Raw genomic sequence first — 16172 nt, forward strand, 5'->3', positions numbered from 1 at the left:
CTGATTTGTTACCTATGTGGGTGAGTCATACCGGCAAGCGTTTTTGGTTCCTTTTTAGGCGTTTGTAAAAAGGGACTCGCCGTAAGGGCGAAACCATAGGTGGCCGTTACCGAAGGAATGGATATGTACACCGTCCAAAACACGCAGCGCCAGAATGGACGCCATCGCGGGCAAGTCGGATCGCCGCCCGCTCGCTCCTACAGAAGCGGAAGAGCAAGGCCCGCTCGAAACAGTCAGGCCTTGACCGGCTCCAACGCCAACTCCGTCGCCTCCGCCCGCTTGACCAGCGCATACACCACGGCCGTCAACAAGCTGCCGGCAACAATCGCCAGCAGATACAACAACGCATGATTGATCGCATTCGGAATCAACATCACAAACAACCCCCCATGCGGCGCCATCAGCTTGCAGCCGAAATACATCGACAACGCCCCGGTCAGCGCCCCGCCGGCGATGCTCGCCGGAATCACCCGCAGCGGGTCCTTGGCGGCAAACGGAATCGCCCCCTCGGAGATAAAGCACAACCCCAATACCAGCGCCGCCTTGCCCGCCTCACGCTCGGTCTGGGCGAACTTGCGCCGGGCGATAAAGGTGGCGATGCCCAGACCAATCGGCGGCACCATGCCCGCGGCCATGGTCGCCGCCATCGGCGCGTAACTCTGCGACGCCAGCAGCCCCACCGAAAACGCATAGGCCGCCTTGTTGATCGGCCCGCCCAGGTCGACGCACATCATCCCGCCCAGCAACACCCCCAGCAGAATGGCGTTGGTGGTGCCCATGCTGTCGAGGAAGTGGGTCAGGCCCGCGAGCATCCCCGCCACTGGCTTGCCCACCACATAGATCATCACCAGGCCGGTGAACAGGCTGGCCAGCAACGGAATGATCAGGATCGGCTTCAACGCCTCCAGGCTCTGGGGCAAGCGCGCGTATTTGCTGATGGCCTTGGCCGTATAGCCGGCGATGAAACCGGCAATGATCCCACCGATAAAGCCCGCGCCCAGGGTGCTGGCGAGCATGCCGCCGATCATCCCCGGCGCCAGGCCCGGACGGTCGGCAATGGAGTAGGCGATATAGCCGGCCAGCAACGGCACCATCAGCTTGAACGCGGTGTCGCCGCCGATCTGCATCAGCGCCGCAGCCAGGGTGCCCTCCTCCTTGAATGCGGTGATGCCGAACACGAAGGACAGGGCGATCATCAGCCCCCCCGCCACCACCATCGGCAGCATGAACGACACACCGGTCAACAGGTGCTTGTAGACCCCGGTCTTCTCCTGCTTGGCTGGCGTCGCGGTAGCGCCAGCCGCCGATTCCACCTGCCCCTCGGCCAACGCCTTGTTCAGGGTGGCTTCGGACTGCTTGAGCGCCACCCCGGTGCCGCAGCGATAAATCTTCTTGCCGGCGAAACGCTCGGTGGGCACTTCGATATCCGCCGCCAGCAGCACCACGTCCGCCGCGGCGATGGCCTCGGCGCTCAGCGGGTTGCGCGCGCCCACCGAGCCCTGGGTTTCCACTTGCAGTTCGTAGCCCAGGCGCTTGGCCGTCTGCTGCAAGGCCTCGGCCGCCATAAAGGTGTGGGCCACGCCGGTCGGGCAGGCAGTGACCGCCACCAGCCGTGGCGCGCTTGTCGTCACCGCTGCGGGTTCGGCCGGTGCCTCGGGGACGGTATAGACCTGAGCCTCGGCCGCACCGCGCCGCAGTACGCCATCGACATCCTGCAAAGCCGCCGCCGGCGTGCTCTGGAACACCCGCTTGCCGACGAAGCGCGACATATCCACAGGCCCGGTGCTGACCAGCAGCACCCATTCCGCGGCTTCGAGGGTGGCGGCCGACAAGTGCCGTTCGGGGTGCGCGGCATCATGCACTTCGACGCTGGTGCTCCAGCCCTGGCGCTGGGCCGCGGCGTCCAGCAGACGGGCGCACAGCACACTGGTGACCATGCCGTTCGGGCAGGCGGTAACAATGGCTAACTTCATGACCAACCCTCTTATTGTTCTATGAGGGGATGAACGCGCACCCCCTGTTCAAGCTGTGCCAGTTGCGCGGCATCGGTGATGCCGAAACCGATCTGGGTTACGGCCATGGCGGCGATGGCCGTGGCGGTGCGCAAGGTCTGCTCGGCAGGCTGGCCGCTGAGCAGACCGTGGAGCATGCCGGCCAGCAGCGAGTCGCCGGCGCCGACGGTGCTGGCCACGCTGACCTTGGGCGGCAGCGCCTGCAAGGCCGGCGCGGCGCTGAACCAGTTCACGCCTTCGGCGCCATGGGACACCACCACATGCTCGACGCCCTGGGCCCGCAGGCGCCCGGCGGCTTCGGCCTGGGTCGCCAGCGACAGCACCGGAGCGCCCAGGGCTTCGGCCAGTTCTTCGGTATTGGGTTTCACCAGCCAGGGTCCGGCGGCCAGACCGGCGCGCAGGGCTTCGCCGCTGGTGTCCAGCGCCACTTTCAGCCCCAGGGCCTTGAGGCGCGCCAGCAAGGCGTGGAGCCATTGCGGGCTGACGCCACGCGGCAGGCTGCCGGCCACCACCACCACGTCATGCCCGGGGGCAAGCCGTTCCAGGCGTTCGAACAGCGCCTGCTGCGCCGCCTCGTCGACCATCGGGCCCGGGCCGTTAAGGTCGGTGATGCGCCCGTCCTGCTCGGCCAGCTTGATATTGCTGCGGGTTTCCCCCGGCACGCGGATAAAGGCGTCGACGAAACCGCGCCGGGCGAACAGCGCCTCGAACGCCTGGGGGTTGTCCGCTCCGAGAAAGCCGCTGACGGTCAGCTGATGGCCGAGGTCGACCAGCACCTGGGCCACGTTCACGCCCTTGCCGGCGGCGTGGCAGTGCAGGGCTTCGCTGCGGTTGACCTGACCCGGTTCCAGGCGCGCCAACTGGACGGTGAGGTCCAGCGCCGGGTTCAGGGTCAGGGTAAGAATCTTTGCCATTACATGGCCTCCACTAAAGCGCGCACCTCATGGGCGCTGCCGACGGCCAGGGCCTGTTCCGCAAAGGTTTGTGCCTGGGTCAGGCTGAGCTCGCGGATGCGCGCCTTGACCTCGGCGATGCTGCGTCCGGAGACGCTCAGTTCGTCCACGCCCAGGCCCACCAGCACCGGCACCGCCAGCGGGTCGGCCGCCAGCTCGCCGCACACGCCGACCCACTTGCCGTGGGCATGGGCCGCGCGCACGGTGATGTCGATCAGTTGCAGCACCGCCGGGTGCAGGCCGTCGGCCTGGGCCGACAGGGTCGGATGCCCACGGTCGATGGCCAGGGTGTATTGGGTCAGGTCGTTGGTGCCGACGCTGAAGAAGTCCACCTCTTTGGCCAACACCGGCGCCAGCAAGGCGGCGGACGGCACTTCGATCATGATCCCCAGTTGCAGGTCGGCCACCGGGATTTCCTCCCGCAGACGCTCGGTCATCGTCCGGGCGGCGCGCCATTCTTCGACGCTGCCAACCATGGGGAACATGATCCGCAGCGGGCGGTTGTCCGCCGAGCGCAACAAGGCGCGCAGCTGGGCTTCCATCAGGTGCGGGCGTTGCAGAGTCAGGCGGATGCCGCGCACGCCGAGGAAGGGGTTTTCTTCCTTGGCAATCGGCCAGTACGGCAGCGGCTTGTCGCCACCGACATCCAGGGTGCGCACCACCAGCGGCCGCCCGCCCAGGCCATCGAGCACACGGCGGTATTCGGCTTCCTGGGTGGCTTCGTCCGGCGCTTGCGGGTGGGCCATGAAAATCAATTCGGTGCGCAGCAGGCCGATGCCTTCAGCGCCGTTTTCCACAGCGCCAGCCACCCCGGCGCTTTCACCGATATTGGCGAAGACTTCGACATAGTGGCCGTCGGTAGTGCGGGCCTGCTCATGGCGTTGTGCGGCGGCGGCCTTGAGCCGTTGTTCGCGGTGGTCGCGCTCCTGCGTGGCCCGTTGCAGGGTGCCGGCATCGGCGTCCACATGCAGGCGGCCGCGCTGGCCATCGAGCAGCAGCGGCGTGCCCGATTTGAGCAACAGCACGCTGGCACCGGCGCCGACCAGGGCCGGAATGCCCAGGGCCCGGGCAACGATGGCGCTGTGGGCGGTGGCGCCGCCCCGGGCGGTGAGAATCCCCGCCACCCGTGCCGGGTCGAGGCGCGCCACGTCCGACGGGCCAACCTCGTCCATCACCAGGATATAAGGCTCGTCCGGCTCGGCCGGGGTCTGGATGCCACACAGTTGCGCCAGCACTCGCCGGCCAATGTCCCGCAGGTCGGCAGCGCGCTCGGCCAGCAACGCATCGTGCAAGGCTTCCTGCTGTTTGGCGGCGGCTTCGATCACGGTCATCCAGGCCGCTTCGGCGCTTTCGCCCTGCTTGAGGCGGGTGTCGACTTCGTCGGTCAGTTCCGGGTCGTCGAGCATTTCCTGGTGGGTGACGAAAATCTCGCGAATGGCCTTGGCCTTACTGCGCTGGATCAGGCCATCGATGTCATGGCGCACCTCGACCAGGGCTCGTTGCAGACGCTCGCGCTCGAGGGCGGTGGACTCGCCCCGCAGCGGATAGTCGAACGGTTGGATCACCTGGATATGGGCCGGGCCGATGGCGATGCCGGGCGCCGCCGGGATGGCCTGGAGCAGGCTGCCGGACGCCGGCGCACTGAGCGGCGCCTCGATTTCGTCCAACACCGCTTGTGGAGTTACGACCTCCGGGACCGGTTCGACGTCTTCGCCCAAGCCTTCGGCGATGGCCGCCAGCAAGGCTGGCAAAGCGTCGGCGGCGATGCTCGGTTCCGCGATCAGCTCCAGGGTCTGGCCACGGCGGGCACCGAGGCTCAGCAGCTTGCTCAGGCTTTTCACCGAGACGGCGGAGTCCTGGCCGTCGACGATGCGCACACGGATCTCGCCTTCGAAGCTCTTGGCCAACTGCGCCAGGATCTTCGCCGGCCGCGCATGCAGGCCGTGGGCGTTGGCCAGGACGATGCGCGCGCTCGGCCAGTCCGCCGGCAGCTCGCCGCCCAGCACTTCCAGGACCGCGCGGCGGCTGGTGGCGCGGCCCAGTTCATGGCCGCGGCCTTCGATCAGCAGCGCGCACAGGCGCTCCAGCAGGGCCTGGTGGGCTTCGCCCAGGCTGGCCAGGCAGAACAGCCCGGCCAGGGGCTGGCCGAGGTAACGCAGCGGTTTGTCCGGGGTGACGAAGGCCAGGCCCGGACGCTTGACGGTCTGCTCGCTGTGCAACCACCACAGGCCGTCGCCCAGGGGCAGCGCTTCGACCTGTTGCAGCACCGCGGCAAAACCGTTGCTGACGCAGTCGGCCTGGCGCAGCAGCCGGGCGCCACGCCACACCAGCTCTTCGAAATCTTCCGCGGCCACGCCCAGGCCGATCATTTGCGCATCCAGCGCCAGTTCCTGCGGCGCGCCTTGCAGCAGTTTCAACAGCGCTTCCGGCGAGTTGGCGCGGCGCAGGGCCTGGCCCAGGTCGGTTTCGCCGAGGGCGCGGGTCAAGAGTTGCAGCAGACGCAGGTGTTCGTCGGATTTGGCGGCGATGCCGATCGCCAGGTAGACGATCTGCCCATCGCCCCAGTCCACGCCCTCGGGAAACTGCAGCAGGCGCACGCCGGTGGCGAACACCTGGTCACGGGTTTCCGGGGTGCCGTGGGGAATGGCAATACCTTGGCCGAGAAAGGTCGAGCCCTGGGCTTCGCGGGCCTGCAGGCCGGCCAGATAACCGTCGGCGACCAGGCCGTCGGCCACCAGTCGGTCGGCGAGCAACTGCAGTGCAGCGGACTTATCCACAGCCGACTGGCCCATGGATATCTGCTCAATGGTGAGCTCGAGCATGCTTTCTCCTATTTAGCACCGGGGCGCTAGGTATTGTTTTGAGTGAATCAGCCAGGTGGCTTTACTGCCACAAACGGGACCGCCGGCTTGGCAAGGCCCAGTTCCCGAATGGCGATTTCCCTAGAAAATACGCTTGCTGAAACGTTTAATCTAGAATTTCGGGCACGTTACTCGATAATCATCCATCCTTGAAGCCCTACCTGTCGGTTGCAGGTTCCGACATTGGTCGCCTGCCTATATCGGTTAGGATTGGCGAAAATGTCGGGGCAAGCTCCAGAAAACAAGGAAAACCCGGGTTGAAACTCAGTGATATCGCCAGGCTGGCCGGTGTGTCCGTCACCACCGCCAGCTACGTCATCAACGGCAAGGCCGAACAGCAACGCATCAGCAACGCCACCGTGGAACGGGTTCGGGCAGTGGTCGAGGAGCATGGCTTCACGCCCAACCCTCAAGCCGCCGGGCTGCGCAGCCGGCGTACCCGGACCCTGGGTTTCATCCTGCCGGACCTGGAAAACCCCAGTTACGCGCGCATCGCCAAGCTGCTGGAGCAAGGCGCCCGCGCCCGCGGCTATCAGCTGCTGATCGCCAGCTCCGACGATGCCCCGGACAGCGAGCGGCAGTTGCTGCAACTGTTCCGCGCGCGCCGTTGCGATGCGCTGTTCGTCGCCAGTTGCCTGCCGCCGGAAGACGACACCTACCGCTTGTTGCAAGCCCAGGGCCTGCCGATCATCGCCCTCGACCGGGTGATGGAGCCCAGCCATTTCTGCTCGGTGATCAGCGACGATCAACAAGCCAGCCTGCACCTGACCCGCAGCCTGCTGCAGCCCCAGCCACGGCAGATCGCCCTGATCGGCGCCCGCCCCGAACTGGGCATCAGCCAGGAACGCACCGCCGGCTTCAAGCAGGCCCTGGAAGGGTTCGACGGCCAGGTGCTGATCGAACAGGGCGAGGCCTTCAGCCGCGACTGCGGCCGCCAGTTGATGGAAGCCCTGCTGGAACGCCTGGGCCATCTGCCGGATGCCCTGGTGACCACTTCCTATGTGCTGCTGCAAGGGGTGTTCGACGCCCTGCACGACTTCCCGCTCAGGCCCCGGTCGCTGCGCCTGGGCACCTTCGGCGATACCCAGTTGCTGGACTTCTTGCCGCTGCCGGTCAACGCCATGGCCCAGCAACATCAGCTGATTGCCGACAAGGCCCTGCAACTGGCCCTGGCCGCCATCGAGCAAGGCCATTACCAGCCCGGCGTGAACGCCATCGCCCGGACCTTCAAGCAGCGTATCCACGAGGCCTGAGCGTGGAGCTGATCGACAGCCACACCCACCTGGATTTTCCCGATTTCGACGCCGATCGCCCGGCGCTGCTGGCCGCCAGCCGCGCCCTCGGCGTGCGGCGGATGGTGGTGCTGGGGGTGTATCAGCGCAATTGGCAACGGCTGTGGGACCTGGTGCAGGGCGATGCCGACCTGCATGCCGCCTTCGGCCTGCATCCGGTCTACCTCGACGAGCACCGACCCGCCGACCTGGTCGAGCTGGGCGACTGGCTGAGCCGCCTGGCGGGCCATCCGCAGCTGTGCGCGGTAGGCGAGATCGGCCTGGATTATTTTCTCGAACAGCTGGATCGCCAGCGTCAGCAGCAACTGTTCGAAGCGCAATTGCAACTGGCCGCGGACTTCCAACTACCGGCCCTGCTCCATGTGCGCCGCAGCCATGCCGCAGTGATCGCCACCCTCAAGCGCTTCAAGCTCAAGCGCGCCGGCATCGTCCACGCCTTCGCCGGCAGCCGCGAGGAAGCCCGCGAATACCTCAAGCTCGGGTTCAAGCTGGGCCTGGGCGGCGCCGCGACCTGGCCCCAGGCCCTGCGCCTGCGCAAGGTCATCGCCGATTTGCCGCTGGACGCGGTGGTGCTGGAGACCGACTCGCCGGACATGGCCCCCGCCATGTACCCCGGCCAGCGCAACAGCCCGCAGCACCTGCCGGCGATCTGCACGGCCCTGGCCGAGCTCATGGCGGTCAGCCCCGAACAGCTGGCAGAGGCCAGCACCGCCAACGCCTGCGCGCTGTTCGGCTGGCCACGCAACGCCTGAATCAGACCCGGAACGCGCTGATCAACTGCTTCAACTGCACCACCTGGGCCGACAGCTGGCGGCTGGCATTCTCGGTCTGGTGCGCGCCTTCGGCGGTGCGCTCGCCGGCACGGTTGATCTCGACGATGTTCTGATCGATGTCATGGGCCACCGCGGTCTGCTGCTCCACCGCCGCGGCGATCTGCTGGTTCTGGTCGACGATCATGCCCACCGCGCCGAGGATGTTCTCCAGCGCTTGCTGGACCTTTTCCGACTGCCCCACCGTGCCATTGGCCATCTGATGGCTGACGCCCATGGCCTTGACCGCGGCGCCCACGCCACCGTGGAGCTTGAGGATCATCTGGGCGATTTCCTCGGTCGATTGCTGGGTGCGCTTGGCCAGGGTCCGCACTTCGTCGGCCACCACCGCGAACCCCCGCCCCTGCTCGCCGGCCCGTGCCGCCTCGATAGCGGCGTTGAGCGCCAGCAGGTTGGTCTGCTCGGCGATGCTCTTGATGACTTCCAGCACCTGGCTGATGGCCTGGCTGTCGCTGGCCAGTTGATTGATCACCAGCACCGACTGGTCGATCTCGCTGGCCAACTGGGCAATGCTGCCCTGCTGCGACTCCACCAGCCCGCGCCCACTGATGGTTTCGTCGTTGACGCTGTGAGCGCTGCTGACCGCCGCCGCGGCACTGCGCGCCACTTCCTGGGACGTGGCGGACATCTGGTTCATCGCCGTCGCCACCTGTTCGATCTGGCTGCGCTGCCCGGCCACCGCCTGGTTGCTCCGGGCCGACACGGCCTCCACCTGCCCGGCCTGGCGCTCGACCTCACTGACGGTCTTGCCCACCAGTTCGATCAGGTCATGGATCTTCGCCACGGTGCCGTTGAACACCGTGCCCAGCTCGCCCAGTTCGTCGCGGCTCTGGGCATCGAAGGTGACGGTCATGTCGCCGGCCGCCACCTTGTCCATCACCGCGCCCAGGCGCTTGAGGGTGGTGCGGGTCGACACGTAGAAACCGCCATAGAGATAGAAGATCAGCAGGAACACCGCCGCCAGGGCCACCACCAGCAGCACCATGTGCGCGCGGTTCTGCCCCAGCCGCTGTTGCAACTCGTCACCGAGAAATTTCAGGGTCGCCTCGTTGAGCTGGTAGGTCTGCGCCATCAGCCCGCTGACCTGGTCATAAAAGCCCTGCCATGGCGCGTCCAGGGTGTCGGCCATCACCACCTGTTCCTCGAACAGCTCGCTGGCCTGCTTGAGGCTGCCTTTGCTGGCGCTGGCCAGGGTGTCCAACGCGCCCTGGGCGGCCTTGCTCGCCCCCAGCGCGTCCTGCAGCTTCAGGCCATATGCAGCCTGGAGTTTTTCGATCTGCGCCAGCAGCTCGTCAAAACGGGTGCTGGCCGAGGAGTTGAGAAAGCCCTGCCCTAAGGAATAGGCGCCCATCGCCCGCCCTTCGCCGAGGACCTGGGTGACCTGCGGGGTGACGCTGGTCACCAGCTCGCTCAACTGCCGCACATCGCTCTGGCTGTCGCGGCTCAGGCCAGCCTGGCTGGCGATGATCTGGCTGAAAATCTGCGCGCTGCCCAGCAGCTTGCCGATCAGCGCGCTTTTGCTCTGCAGCGAGCTTTCTGCCTGCTGCGCCTTGAAGGCCACGATCATTTCGTCGCGCTTGCCGTCGAAAACCCCGACCTGCTCAGGGTCCACAGTCACCGCGACCAGGCCCTGCAAGCGCTCGAGCACGGACTTTTCCAGGGCGGCGATCTTGCTCTCGATATCCCCGGCCTTGCCGGACTGCCCCAGGGTCGCGTTGATCTGCACCATATTGTTCAGGGTTTCCAGGTCCCGGCGCAGGGTCAGGCTGCTGCCCAGCAGGTCCAGGCTTTGCAGCTCGACCTGGGTGCCCTGGAATTCCCGGTAGGAATCGCGCACCAGATAAAAGTTGGTGACCAGCATCGGCAGGAAAAACAGCACGCTGATCAGGCTGAACTTCATGCCGAAGCTCAGACGGTTCATCAGGGCAATCGCGGGATAGAGCAAGCTCTTCACAAGAAGTCTCCCTTTTTTGCTTTTATTTTTATTGGCAGGTAGGCGAAGACAGCAGATAGCCACTATTGGGCGCTGCTCTTGTATAGCTCAAATCGACAGAGGGTTTTGTAACTTAAGGTTAACCGCGCGGATGGCGGTCGAGAGGGAGGGGCGTTACCTGCGCTGGCGAGGCCGGGCAGCCTCGCCAGCATTCATTCGATATGCCGTCAGGACAGCACTGTCCACAGAGCGAAACCGGCGTACCAGAGCACCGCGGCCCGCAGCAGCAGCTCCCAGATCCGGTCCAGGCTGAGAATGCCTTCCGGCCCGGTGATCGGCGCGGGAATTTCCGCGGCGACCAGGCCCACCTTCTCCACCAGTTGCGCAGCACCGATGTTCCAGTTCAGCAACTCGTGCAGCATCACGCGGCTGACCGCGACGAAGTTGCCCACCAGGGCGAAGCTGGCCGCCAGCAGGCGTACCGGCAACCAGTCGAAGGCATGCCGCAGCTGCCCGGCCCGCTCGGCGACCGCCGGGTTCTGGCTGTGCTCGGCGGCCAGCGCCAGCAAGCGATAGCTCAAGGCGGCCACCGGCCCCAGCAGGAAGTACCAGAAGATCACCGCGAAAAAGCTCTGGTAGGCCTGCCACAGCAGGTGCCCCTGGACCTGCTCGAGCAACTGCTCGCCGCTGTCGGCGCAGATGTCCAGGTCGCGCTTGGCCACGTGCGCCGCGGCTTGCAGGTCTTCCCGGCGCCAGGCGTCGCGAAACGGCCCGAGGTCACCCAGCAGGTCGCCGCGCCCCAGGCTGTAGATCACCACCAACAGATGCACCGGCAACGCCAGCAAGCCGTAGGCCAGCGGCTCCAGGAGCAGCAACAGCAGCCCCAGCACCGCCACCGGCAACAACACCAGCAGGGCCAGGACCCACCAGGGGCGCGTGGCCAGACCGGCGCTGGCCTCGCGTCGATGCAGTTGCCGCAGCCAGGGCTCGTCGCGCTGAACGCGCTGGCGCAGGGCCGAGAACTTCTCGATCCACACCGCCAGCAGCAACACCAGAAAACTCATTGTCCTTCCCCTTTGTTCAGGGCCGCGCGATAGCGTCCCCAGTCGAATCCAGGCCCCGGGTCGGTCTTGCGCCCCGGAGCGATATCGCTGTGTCCACAGATCCTCTGTGGCGTGATGGCCTTGAAGGCGTGCAGCAGTTGCCGGGTCAAGGCGATCAGCGCGTCGTACTGGGCATCGGTGAACGGCAGCTCGTCGGTGCCTTCCAGTTCGATCCCCAGGGAAAAGTCATTGCAGCTTTCGCGCCCGTCGAACCACGACACGCCGGCGTGCCAGGCCCGATCCAGACAGGAGACAAACTGAGTGACGCCGCCGTCACGTTCGATCAGAAAATGCGCGGACACGCGCAGGTCGGCGATCCCGGCAAAATAGGGATGTTCGGTGACATCGAGACGGTTCTGGAAGAATTCCTGCACCTTGCCCGTCGCGAACTGGGCGGGCGGCAGGCTGATGTTATGGATCACCAGCAGGGAAATTTCAGCCGCGGGGCGCGCGTTGAAATTGGGCGACGGGCAATGGCGAACGCCGTGACACCAACCGCTTGCGGGGTCCAACTGCATACCGATTCCTTCAACCTGGCCTGTGACGGCTCAGTATGCCGCGTTCCACCCCCAGGTTGCGATCACTTGCCGCGATTGAGTCGTTGCAGGCTGCCGATCACCGACTCCAGCGCCCGGTCGAACAGCAGGGTGTCGTCCAGCTCGCGCACGGTGGCGCGCTGGAACTCCAGGGCCAGGCCGATGCGAGTGCGCTCCAGCACCTTCATGCCGGTGCGGTTGACGAAAATGTATTTGTCGCCGGGCTGGACGATCGCCGCCAGCTTGCAGCGCACGCGGCTGTCCTCGTCCTCGAGGAACTCGACCCAGGCCCCCAGCCGCAGCTGTTCGACCCGCAGCAACCCGGGATCGTTGGCCGCCAGCGCCAGGGGCGCAGCCTCCAGCGGGCCCTCCTCGGCACACGGCAGGACGATTTCCTCCTCCACTGCGACCATGGCCGGCGGTTCGCCCGGCTGATGCGGCGCGACAGGCTGCTTCAATTGCTCGAACACCTGCAGGTGCAAGGCTTCCAACTGGCCGAAGAACTCGCTGGTGGCGAAGGGATCGAACGCCGCGCTGTTCAGCCCGTCGCGCAACGCCTTGAGCAGCTCGGGCACCAGCGCCAGCAGGTGCAGGGCGGCCTCCGGTTCGGCGTGGCGCTGCACGCTCCAGATCAGTTGCTCCATGGTCCGCAGCCCCTCGCGCCACTGCGCGGAGTGTTCGCCGTGCTTGAGGTAGACCAGCAGCAGGACCTTGCTCCAGGCCTGCTGCACGAACTCGACCACCCTCAGGGGCAGCACCTTGCCCAGCAACCCGTCGTTCAGCGCCTGTTCGACGCAGCGCCGCGCCAGCTCGGCCTTGGCCCGCCCCTCTTCGGCGTCACGGGTGCGTTGCTCGAGCAATTCGCTGCGGCGCCGCTCGTCACTGGTGAAGGCGAGAAACTCGGCCAACAGCTCGGAAAAGATCGCCGGGTCGTCGACGAAGTCGCTCAGCAGCCGCTGCACCACCTGCTCGATCCGCAGGTACAGGCTGTCGCGCTGATAATCGTCGCAGGTGCCCCAGCCCATGGCCGCCGCGGCGATTTCGTTGAGCAGGCGCCGGGCGGGATGGCTGCTGCGGCTGAAGAAGCTCTTGTCCAGCACCGCGACCTTGAGCATGGGGATCTGCAGGCGGCCAATCAGGGTCTTCAACGACTCCGGCAGGTTGCGATCGGCGAGGATGAACTCGAAGAGCATGGCCACCAGGTTGATCACATCTTCGTCGGCCACTCCGACCACCCGCGACTTGCCGCTTTTCACGCTGACCCGGGTCAGCAGCTGTTCCAGGTGGTTGCGCAGGTCGAAATCGTCCTGAGTGCCAGCCGGCACGTAGTGCTGCAGGTGCGACAGCAGGCGCAGCAGGTCGCGGGTGGAAATCGGCAGGGTTTCGGCGCTGGCCTCCAGGGTCGGCACCACGCTGCCGCGGACATGCAGCAGCAGTTCCTGCAAGGCGGCGAACACTTCCTGGACGCTTTCGTCCATCTGCGCCACGCCGGGCTCGGGCGCCACCTGGATGCTCGCAGCCGCCTGGTCGGTGGCCCGGCGCGCCGGGGCCGGCTTGAGCTCCGGCAGTACGCCGGTGGCGGCCAGCAGCTGGTTGGCCTCGGCGTACAGCTGATCGGCCCCGCTGAGCACATAACGCTCGAACAGCTTGAGAATGATCAACTTGACCTTGATCTCCACCCCCAGGCTGCGCCCGGCGTCGAGGAAATACTCGCAGAGCATCGCCGCGCCCAGGGGGTTGCTGCGCTCGTCCAGGCGTTTGCCCAGTAGCGCGTTCAGGCGCGCGGTCAGTTGGTCCAGGGCAAAACCGTCGCGGTTGCCGGCCTTGGCGATCATGGCCTCGAGGGCCACGGCGCGCTCCAGCTCGTCATGGCAGGCACCGGCGGGAGGGGTGTAGGCAACGGCCTGGGCGATCGCCGGCGCGGGGTCGTACTGGACCAGGCCGACAAAGGCCTGGGCCAGCTTTTCCAGGAACGTGCGCTCGATGCTTTTGCGTTTCAGGCGCAGGTCGCGCATGGCTTGAAACAAGGTGTTCTGCTGGACATTGTCCTGGGCCCGGTCGGCCATCTCGAACAGGGTATCGTCGGCGTTATCGAACAGTTCCTGCAGGCCCTGGCGCAGTTGCTGCGCGGCCTTGTCGCGGACCTGGAGCAGGATCACGGGCAAGCGGGCGAGCGCCGAAGCGTTCGCCTGATCCGTAGTCGCCTTGTGCAAAGGCACCACATTCCCGTCATTGTGCATCCAAGCCTCCTGAAAGGTGTTCCTGTGCCGCGTGCTGAAAAGTCGGCCGACGCTCACAGCCCAATCCCAGCGGGCATCGATGCGCACCGCTGCAGTTCAGATATCGGGGGAGCCAAAGAGACGTCAAAGCTATGACGTCAATTACAAGTCAGAATTATCTGGCAAAAAACACCCTTGTGCCAGCAGACTCTGCACCCAGCTTGAAATCCCCCTCCCCTGACGACCACCCGCGCTTGCCAACGACTCGCGCCTGGCGACCAAATGCAGGGACCGGAGGGCGGCTGCCTTGGGTTCGCTCGCGCCATGGCCCTATAATCGGGCCACTTTGTTTGTGGAGCCCGCTATGCCGAATCTACGCCTCGCCGACCTGACCGCCGAAATCGAAGCCAACGTGCGCCGTGCGTTGCTGGAAGACATCGGCAGCGGCGATATTACCGCGCAACTGATCCCGGCCGAACGCCTGGCCAAAGCCACCATCATTACCCGCGAGGCCGCGGTCATCAGCGGCACCGCCTGGGTCGACGCGGTGTTCCGCCAGCTCGATCCGCGGGTCGCCGTGCATTGGCAGGTGCGTGACGGCGAACGGGTCAGCCCCAACCAGGCCCTGTTCCACCTCGAAGGCCCGGCCCGCTCGCTGCTCAGCGGCGAACGCAGCGCCCTGAACTTCCTGCAGTTGCTGTCCGGCGTGGCCACCCGCGCCCAGTACTACGCCGACTTCGTCGCCGATACCCAGGTCAAGCTGCTGGACACCCGCAAGACCTTGCCGGGGCTGCGCCTGGCGCAGAAATACGCGGTGACCTGCGGTGGCTGCCACAACCACCGCATCGGCCTGTACGACGCCTTCCTGATCAAGGAAAACCATATTGCCGCGTGCGGCGGCATTGCCCAGGCCATCAGCGCCGCCCACAAGATCGCCCCGGGCAAGCCGGTGGAAATCGAAGTGGAAAACCTGACGGAGCTCAAGGAAGCCCTGGCGGCGGGCGCGGACATCATCATGCTCGACGAACTGAGCCTGGACGACATGCGCGAAGCGGTCCGCCTGAATGCCGGCAAGGCCAAGCTGGAGGCCAGCGGCGGGATCAATGAAAGCACCTTGCGCCCGATCGCCGAGACCGGCGTCGATTACATTTCGATCGGGGCGATGACCAAGGATGTGAAGGCGGTCGACCTGTCGATGCGCTTGAGTCTCTGAGTTTTCACGCGGTCGCCCAACGAAAAACGCCAGCCTCGAAAAGGCTGGCGTTTTTGTATCAGTCGTCGATTTCGTTGAGTTCCAGGTAATCCTGCAGGTCCATGCCCAGGGCCTCGGCCACTTCCTGATGGACCTCCAGGCGCATGGCCTTGAGTTCCTCGGGCGACTCGGCCACCAACTCCAGCACCAGCTCCCAGGGCTCGATGCCCCGCGACTCCGCTTCGTCCTCGAAGGCCCATTGGGCCTGCTGCTTCTGTTCCTTGGGACTCAAGGCGCTGATTTCTTCCTGCAGGGAAGGGGTCGCCGCCAGGTACTTTTCAAGGGCCAGGTCGATTCTGGCTTCTTTAGGAATCATCTCGTTCTCTCTGATCGTGGGAATGGACGATGGATCGGTCGGGATCATCTGAAAGCCATTCAGACGGCCTGCGAATATAGGGCCTTTACCCGCCGATGCCTACGAATCCTTGCATCGCGCCGACAAAAAACCTGTCCGTTCGCTCAAGGCCGCTTTCGCGAAAATACGTTGTTACATTCCGCCTCACGAACAGCCGGATTGCACAGGGAACAAGCGTGCAAGAACGCAGTCATAGCGATGTGCCATATCGGCACCTTTCAAGGAATCGAAGAGATGTTCAATCGCTCCAAGCGTTCGTCCGTCTACCGCACCACCAGCCTGGCCACCCTGATGCTCGGCAGCCTGACCCTCCCCGCCCAGGCCGTTGAAATCAACTCCAGCAACGCCTCGTATTACGACAGCATCTCGGCCCTGCACCAGGAAGTGGACCGCACATTCACCCTGCGCCCCAGCGGCTTCAGCGTGGATGACCTGCAAAAACTGCAGGCGGGCCTCAAGGACCACACCTCGGAACTGGAAAAGCTCAAGAAGATCGTCGACAGCCAGGACCGCCTTATCGAAGAGCTCAAGCGCAACACCGGCAACAGCTCCAGCAGCAATGCCAGCGACATGAGCAACCTCAGGAAAACCACCAGCGAACAGGCCAGCCAGTTGGCCAAACTGGAAAAGCAGCTTGAAGAGTTCAAGCGCAACAGCGGCTCGAGCGCCAGCTCGAACACCAATGAAGTGAGCAACCTCAAGCGCGTCACCAGCGACCAGGCCAGCGAGTTGGACAAACTCGGCAAGCAGATCGAGGAACTCAAGCGCGGCAGCAGCTCAAGCTCCAGTTCGAGCTCAAGCGAGCTGTCCAGCCTCAAGAGCACGG

The 16172-nt window shown here is 65.4% G+C and carries 11 protein-coding genes and 2 pseudogenes; 4 read left to right on the forward strand and 9 right to left on the reverse strand.

Annotated features, from left to right (window positions below; all coding sequences use genetic code 11):
* Positions 1 to 233 precede the first annotated feature (233 nt).
* From ACQKQA_RS24945 to ptsP, 3 genes are read right to left on the reverse strand one after another with little or no spacing between them, the layout of a single operon-like run.
* Positions 234 to 1973 carry a PTS fructose-like transporter subunit IIB gene (locus tag ACQKQA_RS24945; RefSeq protein ID WP_427563560.1) on the reverse strand — a complete coding sequence of 580 codons (1740 nt, stop codon included), beginning with the start codon at positions 1971 to 1973 and terminating at the stop codon, positions 234 to 236.
* An 11-nt stretch (positions 1974 to 1984) separates the two neighbouring features.
* Entirely contained in the window at positions 1985 to 2926 is a 942-nt protein-coding gene (gene pfkB / locus ACQKQA_RS24950; protein WP_427563561.1) for a 1-phosphofructokinase, read from the reverse strand.
* The gene (ptsP, locus tag ACQKQA_RS24955) at positions 2926 to 5787 is read right to left on the reverse strand and encodes a phosphoenolpyruvate--protein phosphotransferase (RefSeq protein WP_427563562.1); all 2862 of its coding nucleotides are present in this window, start codon (positions 5785 to 5787) and stop codon (positions 2926 to 2928) included. The genes pfkB and ptsP overlap by 1 nt, the downstream gene beginning before the upstream one ends.
* Before the next feature lie 296 nt (positions 5788 to 6083).
* Between ptsP and cra the strand changes: the two genes are divergently transcribed.
* Both cra and ACQKQA_RS24965 read left to right on the forward strand, forming a co-directional pair.
* Positions 6084 to 7079: a catabolite repressor/activator gene (gene cra / locus ACQKQA_RS24960; protein ID WP_427563563.1), complete on the forward strand. Its 996-nt coding sequence runs from the start codon at positions 6084 to 6086 to the stop codon at positions 7077 to 7079.
* Positions 7080 to 7081: 2 nt separating this feature from the next.
* Entirely contained in the window at positions 7082 to 7870 is a 789-nt protein-coding gene (locus tag ACQKQA_RS24965) for a TatD family hydrolase (protein WP_427563564.1), read from the forward strand.
* Between the two features lies 1 nt (position 7871).
* On the opposite strand, the gene ACQKQA_RS24970 is transcribed toward ACQKQA_RS24965, so the two are convergent.
* From ACQKQA_RS24970 to ACQKQA_RS24990, 5 genes and pseudogenes are all read right to left on the reverse strand, one after another.
* Positions 7872 to 8801: a methyl-accepting chemotaxis protein gene (locus ACQKQA_RS24970; RefSeq protein WP_427563586.1), complete on the reverse strand. Its 930-nt coding sequence runs from the start codon at positions 8799 to 8801 to the stop codon at positions 7872 to 7874.
* A pseudogene (locus tag ACQKQA_RS24975) lies at positions 8778 to 9869 on the reverse strand (methyl-accepting chemotaxis protein); the annotation flags it as partial. The gene ACQKQA_RS24970 and the pseudogene ACQKQA_RS24975, both read right to left, overlap by 24 nt.
* 239 nt (positions 9870 to 10108) lie before the next feature.
* Positions 10109 to 10945 carry a regulatory signaling modulator protein AmpE gene (ampE, locus tag ACQKQA_RS24980; protein WP_427563565.1) on the reverse strand — a complete coding sequence of 279 codons (837 nt, stop codon included), beginning with the start codon at positions 10943 to 10945 and terminating at the stop codon, positions 10109 to 10111.
* Positions 10942 to 11502 carry a 1,6-anhydro-N-acetylmuramyl-L-alanine amidase AmpD gene (gene ampD, locus ACQKQA_RS24985; RefSeq protein ID WP_427563570.1) on the reverse strand — a complete coding sequence of 187 codons (561 nt, stop codon included), beginning with the start codon at positions 11500 to 11502 and terminating at the stop codon, positions 10942 to 10944. The genes ampE and ampD overlap by 4 nt, the downstream gene beginning before the upstream one ends.
* Positions 11503 to 11564: 62 nt before the next feature.
* Positions 11565 to 13760 carry a DUF1631 domain-containing protein gene (locus ACQKQA_RS24990; RefSeq protein WP_427563572.1) on the reverse strand — a complete coding sequence of 732 codons (2196 nt, stop codon included), beginning with the start codon at positions 13758 to 13760 and terminating at the stop codon, positions 11565 to 11567.
* A gap of 343 nt (positions 13761 to 14103) precedes the next feature.
* On the opposite strand from ACQKQA_RS24990, the gene nadC reads away from it, so the two are divergent.
* Positions 14104 to 14952, forward strand: coding sequence for a carboxylating nicotinate-nucleotide diphosphorylase (nadC, locus tag ACQKQA_RS24995; RefSeq protein WP_427563573.1), 849 nt, complete (start codon positions 14104 to 14106; stop codon positions 14950 to 14952).
* A gap of 58 nt (positions 14953 to 15010) precedes the next feature.
* Here nadC and ACQKQA_RS25000 read toward each other — a convergent pair whose 3' ends face one another.
* Positions 15011 to 15307, reverse strand: coding sequence for a DUF6388 family protein (locus ACQKQA_RS25000; RefSeq protein WP_427563575.1), 297 nt, complete (start codon positions 15305 to 15307; stop codon positions 15011 to 15013).
* 273 nt (positions 15308 to 15580) lie between these two features.
* Here ACQKQA_RS25000 and ACQKQA_RS25005 point away from each other — a divergent pair.
* Positions 15581 to 16172: pseudogene (locus ACQKQA_RS25005) on the forward strand (hypothetical protein); the annotation flags it as partial.

Origin of the sequence: Pseudomonas sp. NPDC089530 (assembly GCF_050280705.1) — a bacterium.
Lineage (GTDB): Bacteria > Pseudomonadota > Gammaproteobacteria > Pseudomonadales > Pseudomonadaceae > Aquipseudomonas.

Coding starts and splice junctions, on each gene's coding strand:
- ptsP (WP_427563562.1), bottom strand. CDS start 5,787: ATGCTCGAGCTCACCATTGAGCAGATATCCATGGGCCAGTCGGCTGTG.
- pfkB (WP_427563561.1), bottom strand. CDS start 2,926: ATGGCAAAGATTCTTACCCTGACCCTGAACCCGGCGCTGGACCTCACC.
- ACQKQA_RS25000 (WP_427563575.1), bottom strand. CDS start 15,307: ATGATTCCTAAAGAAGCCAGAATCGACCTGGCCCTTGAAAAGTACCTG.
- ACQKQA_RS24970 (WP_427563586.1), bottom strand. CDS start 8,801: ATGACCGTCACCTTCGATGCCCAGAGCCGCGACGAACTGGGCGAGCTG.
- ACQKQA_RS24990 (WP_427563572.1), bottom strand. CDS start 13,760: ATGCACAATGACGGGAATGTGGTGCCTTTGCACAAGGCGACTACGGAT.
- ampD (WP_427563570.1), bottom strand. CDS start 11,502: ATGCAGTTGGACCCCGCAAGCGGTTGGTGTCACGGCGTTCGCCATTGC.
- ACQKQA_RS24945 (WP_427563560.1), bottom strand. CDS start 1,973: ATGAAGTTAGCCATTGTTACCGCCTGCCCGAACGGCATGGTCACCAGT.
- nadC (WP_427563573.1), top strand. CDS start 14,104: ATGCCGAATCTACGCCTCGCCGACCTGACCGCCGAAATCGAAGCCAAC.
- ampE (WP_427563565.1), bottom strand. CDS start 10,945: ATGAGTTTTCTGGTGTTGCTGCTGGCGGTGTGGATCGAGAAGTTCTCG.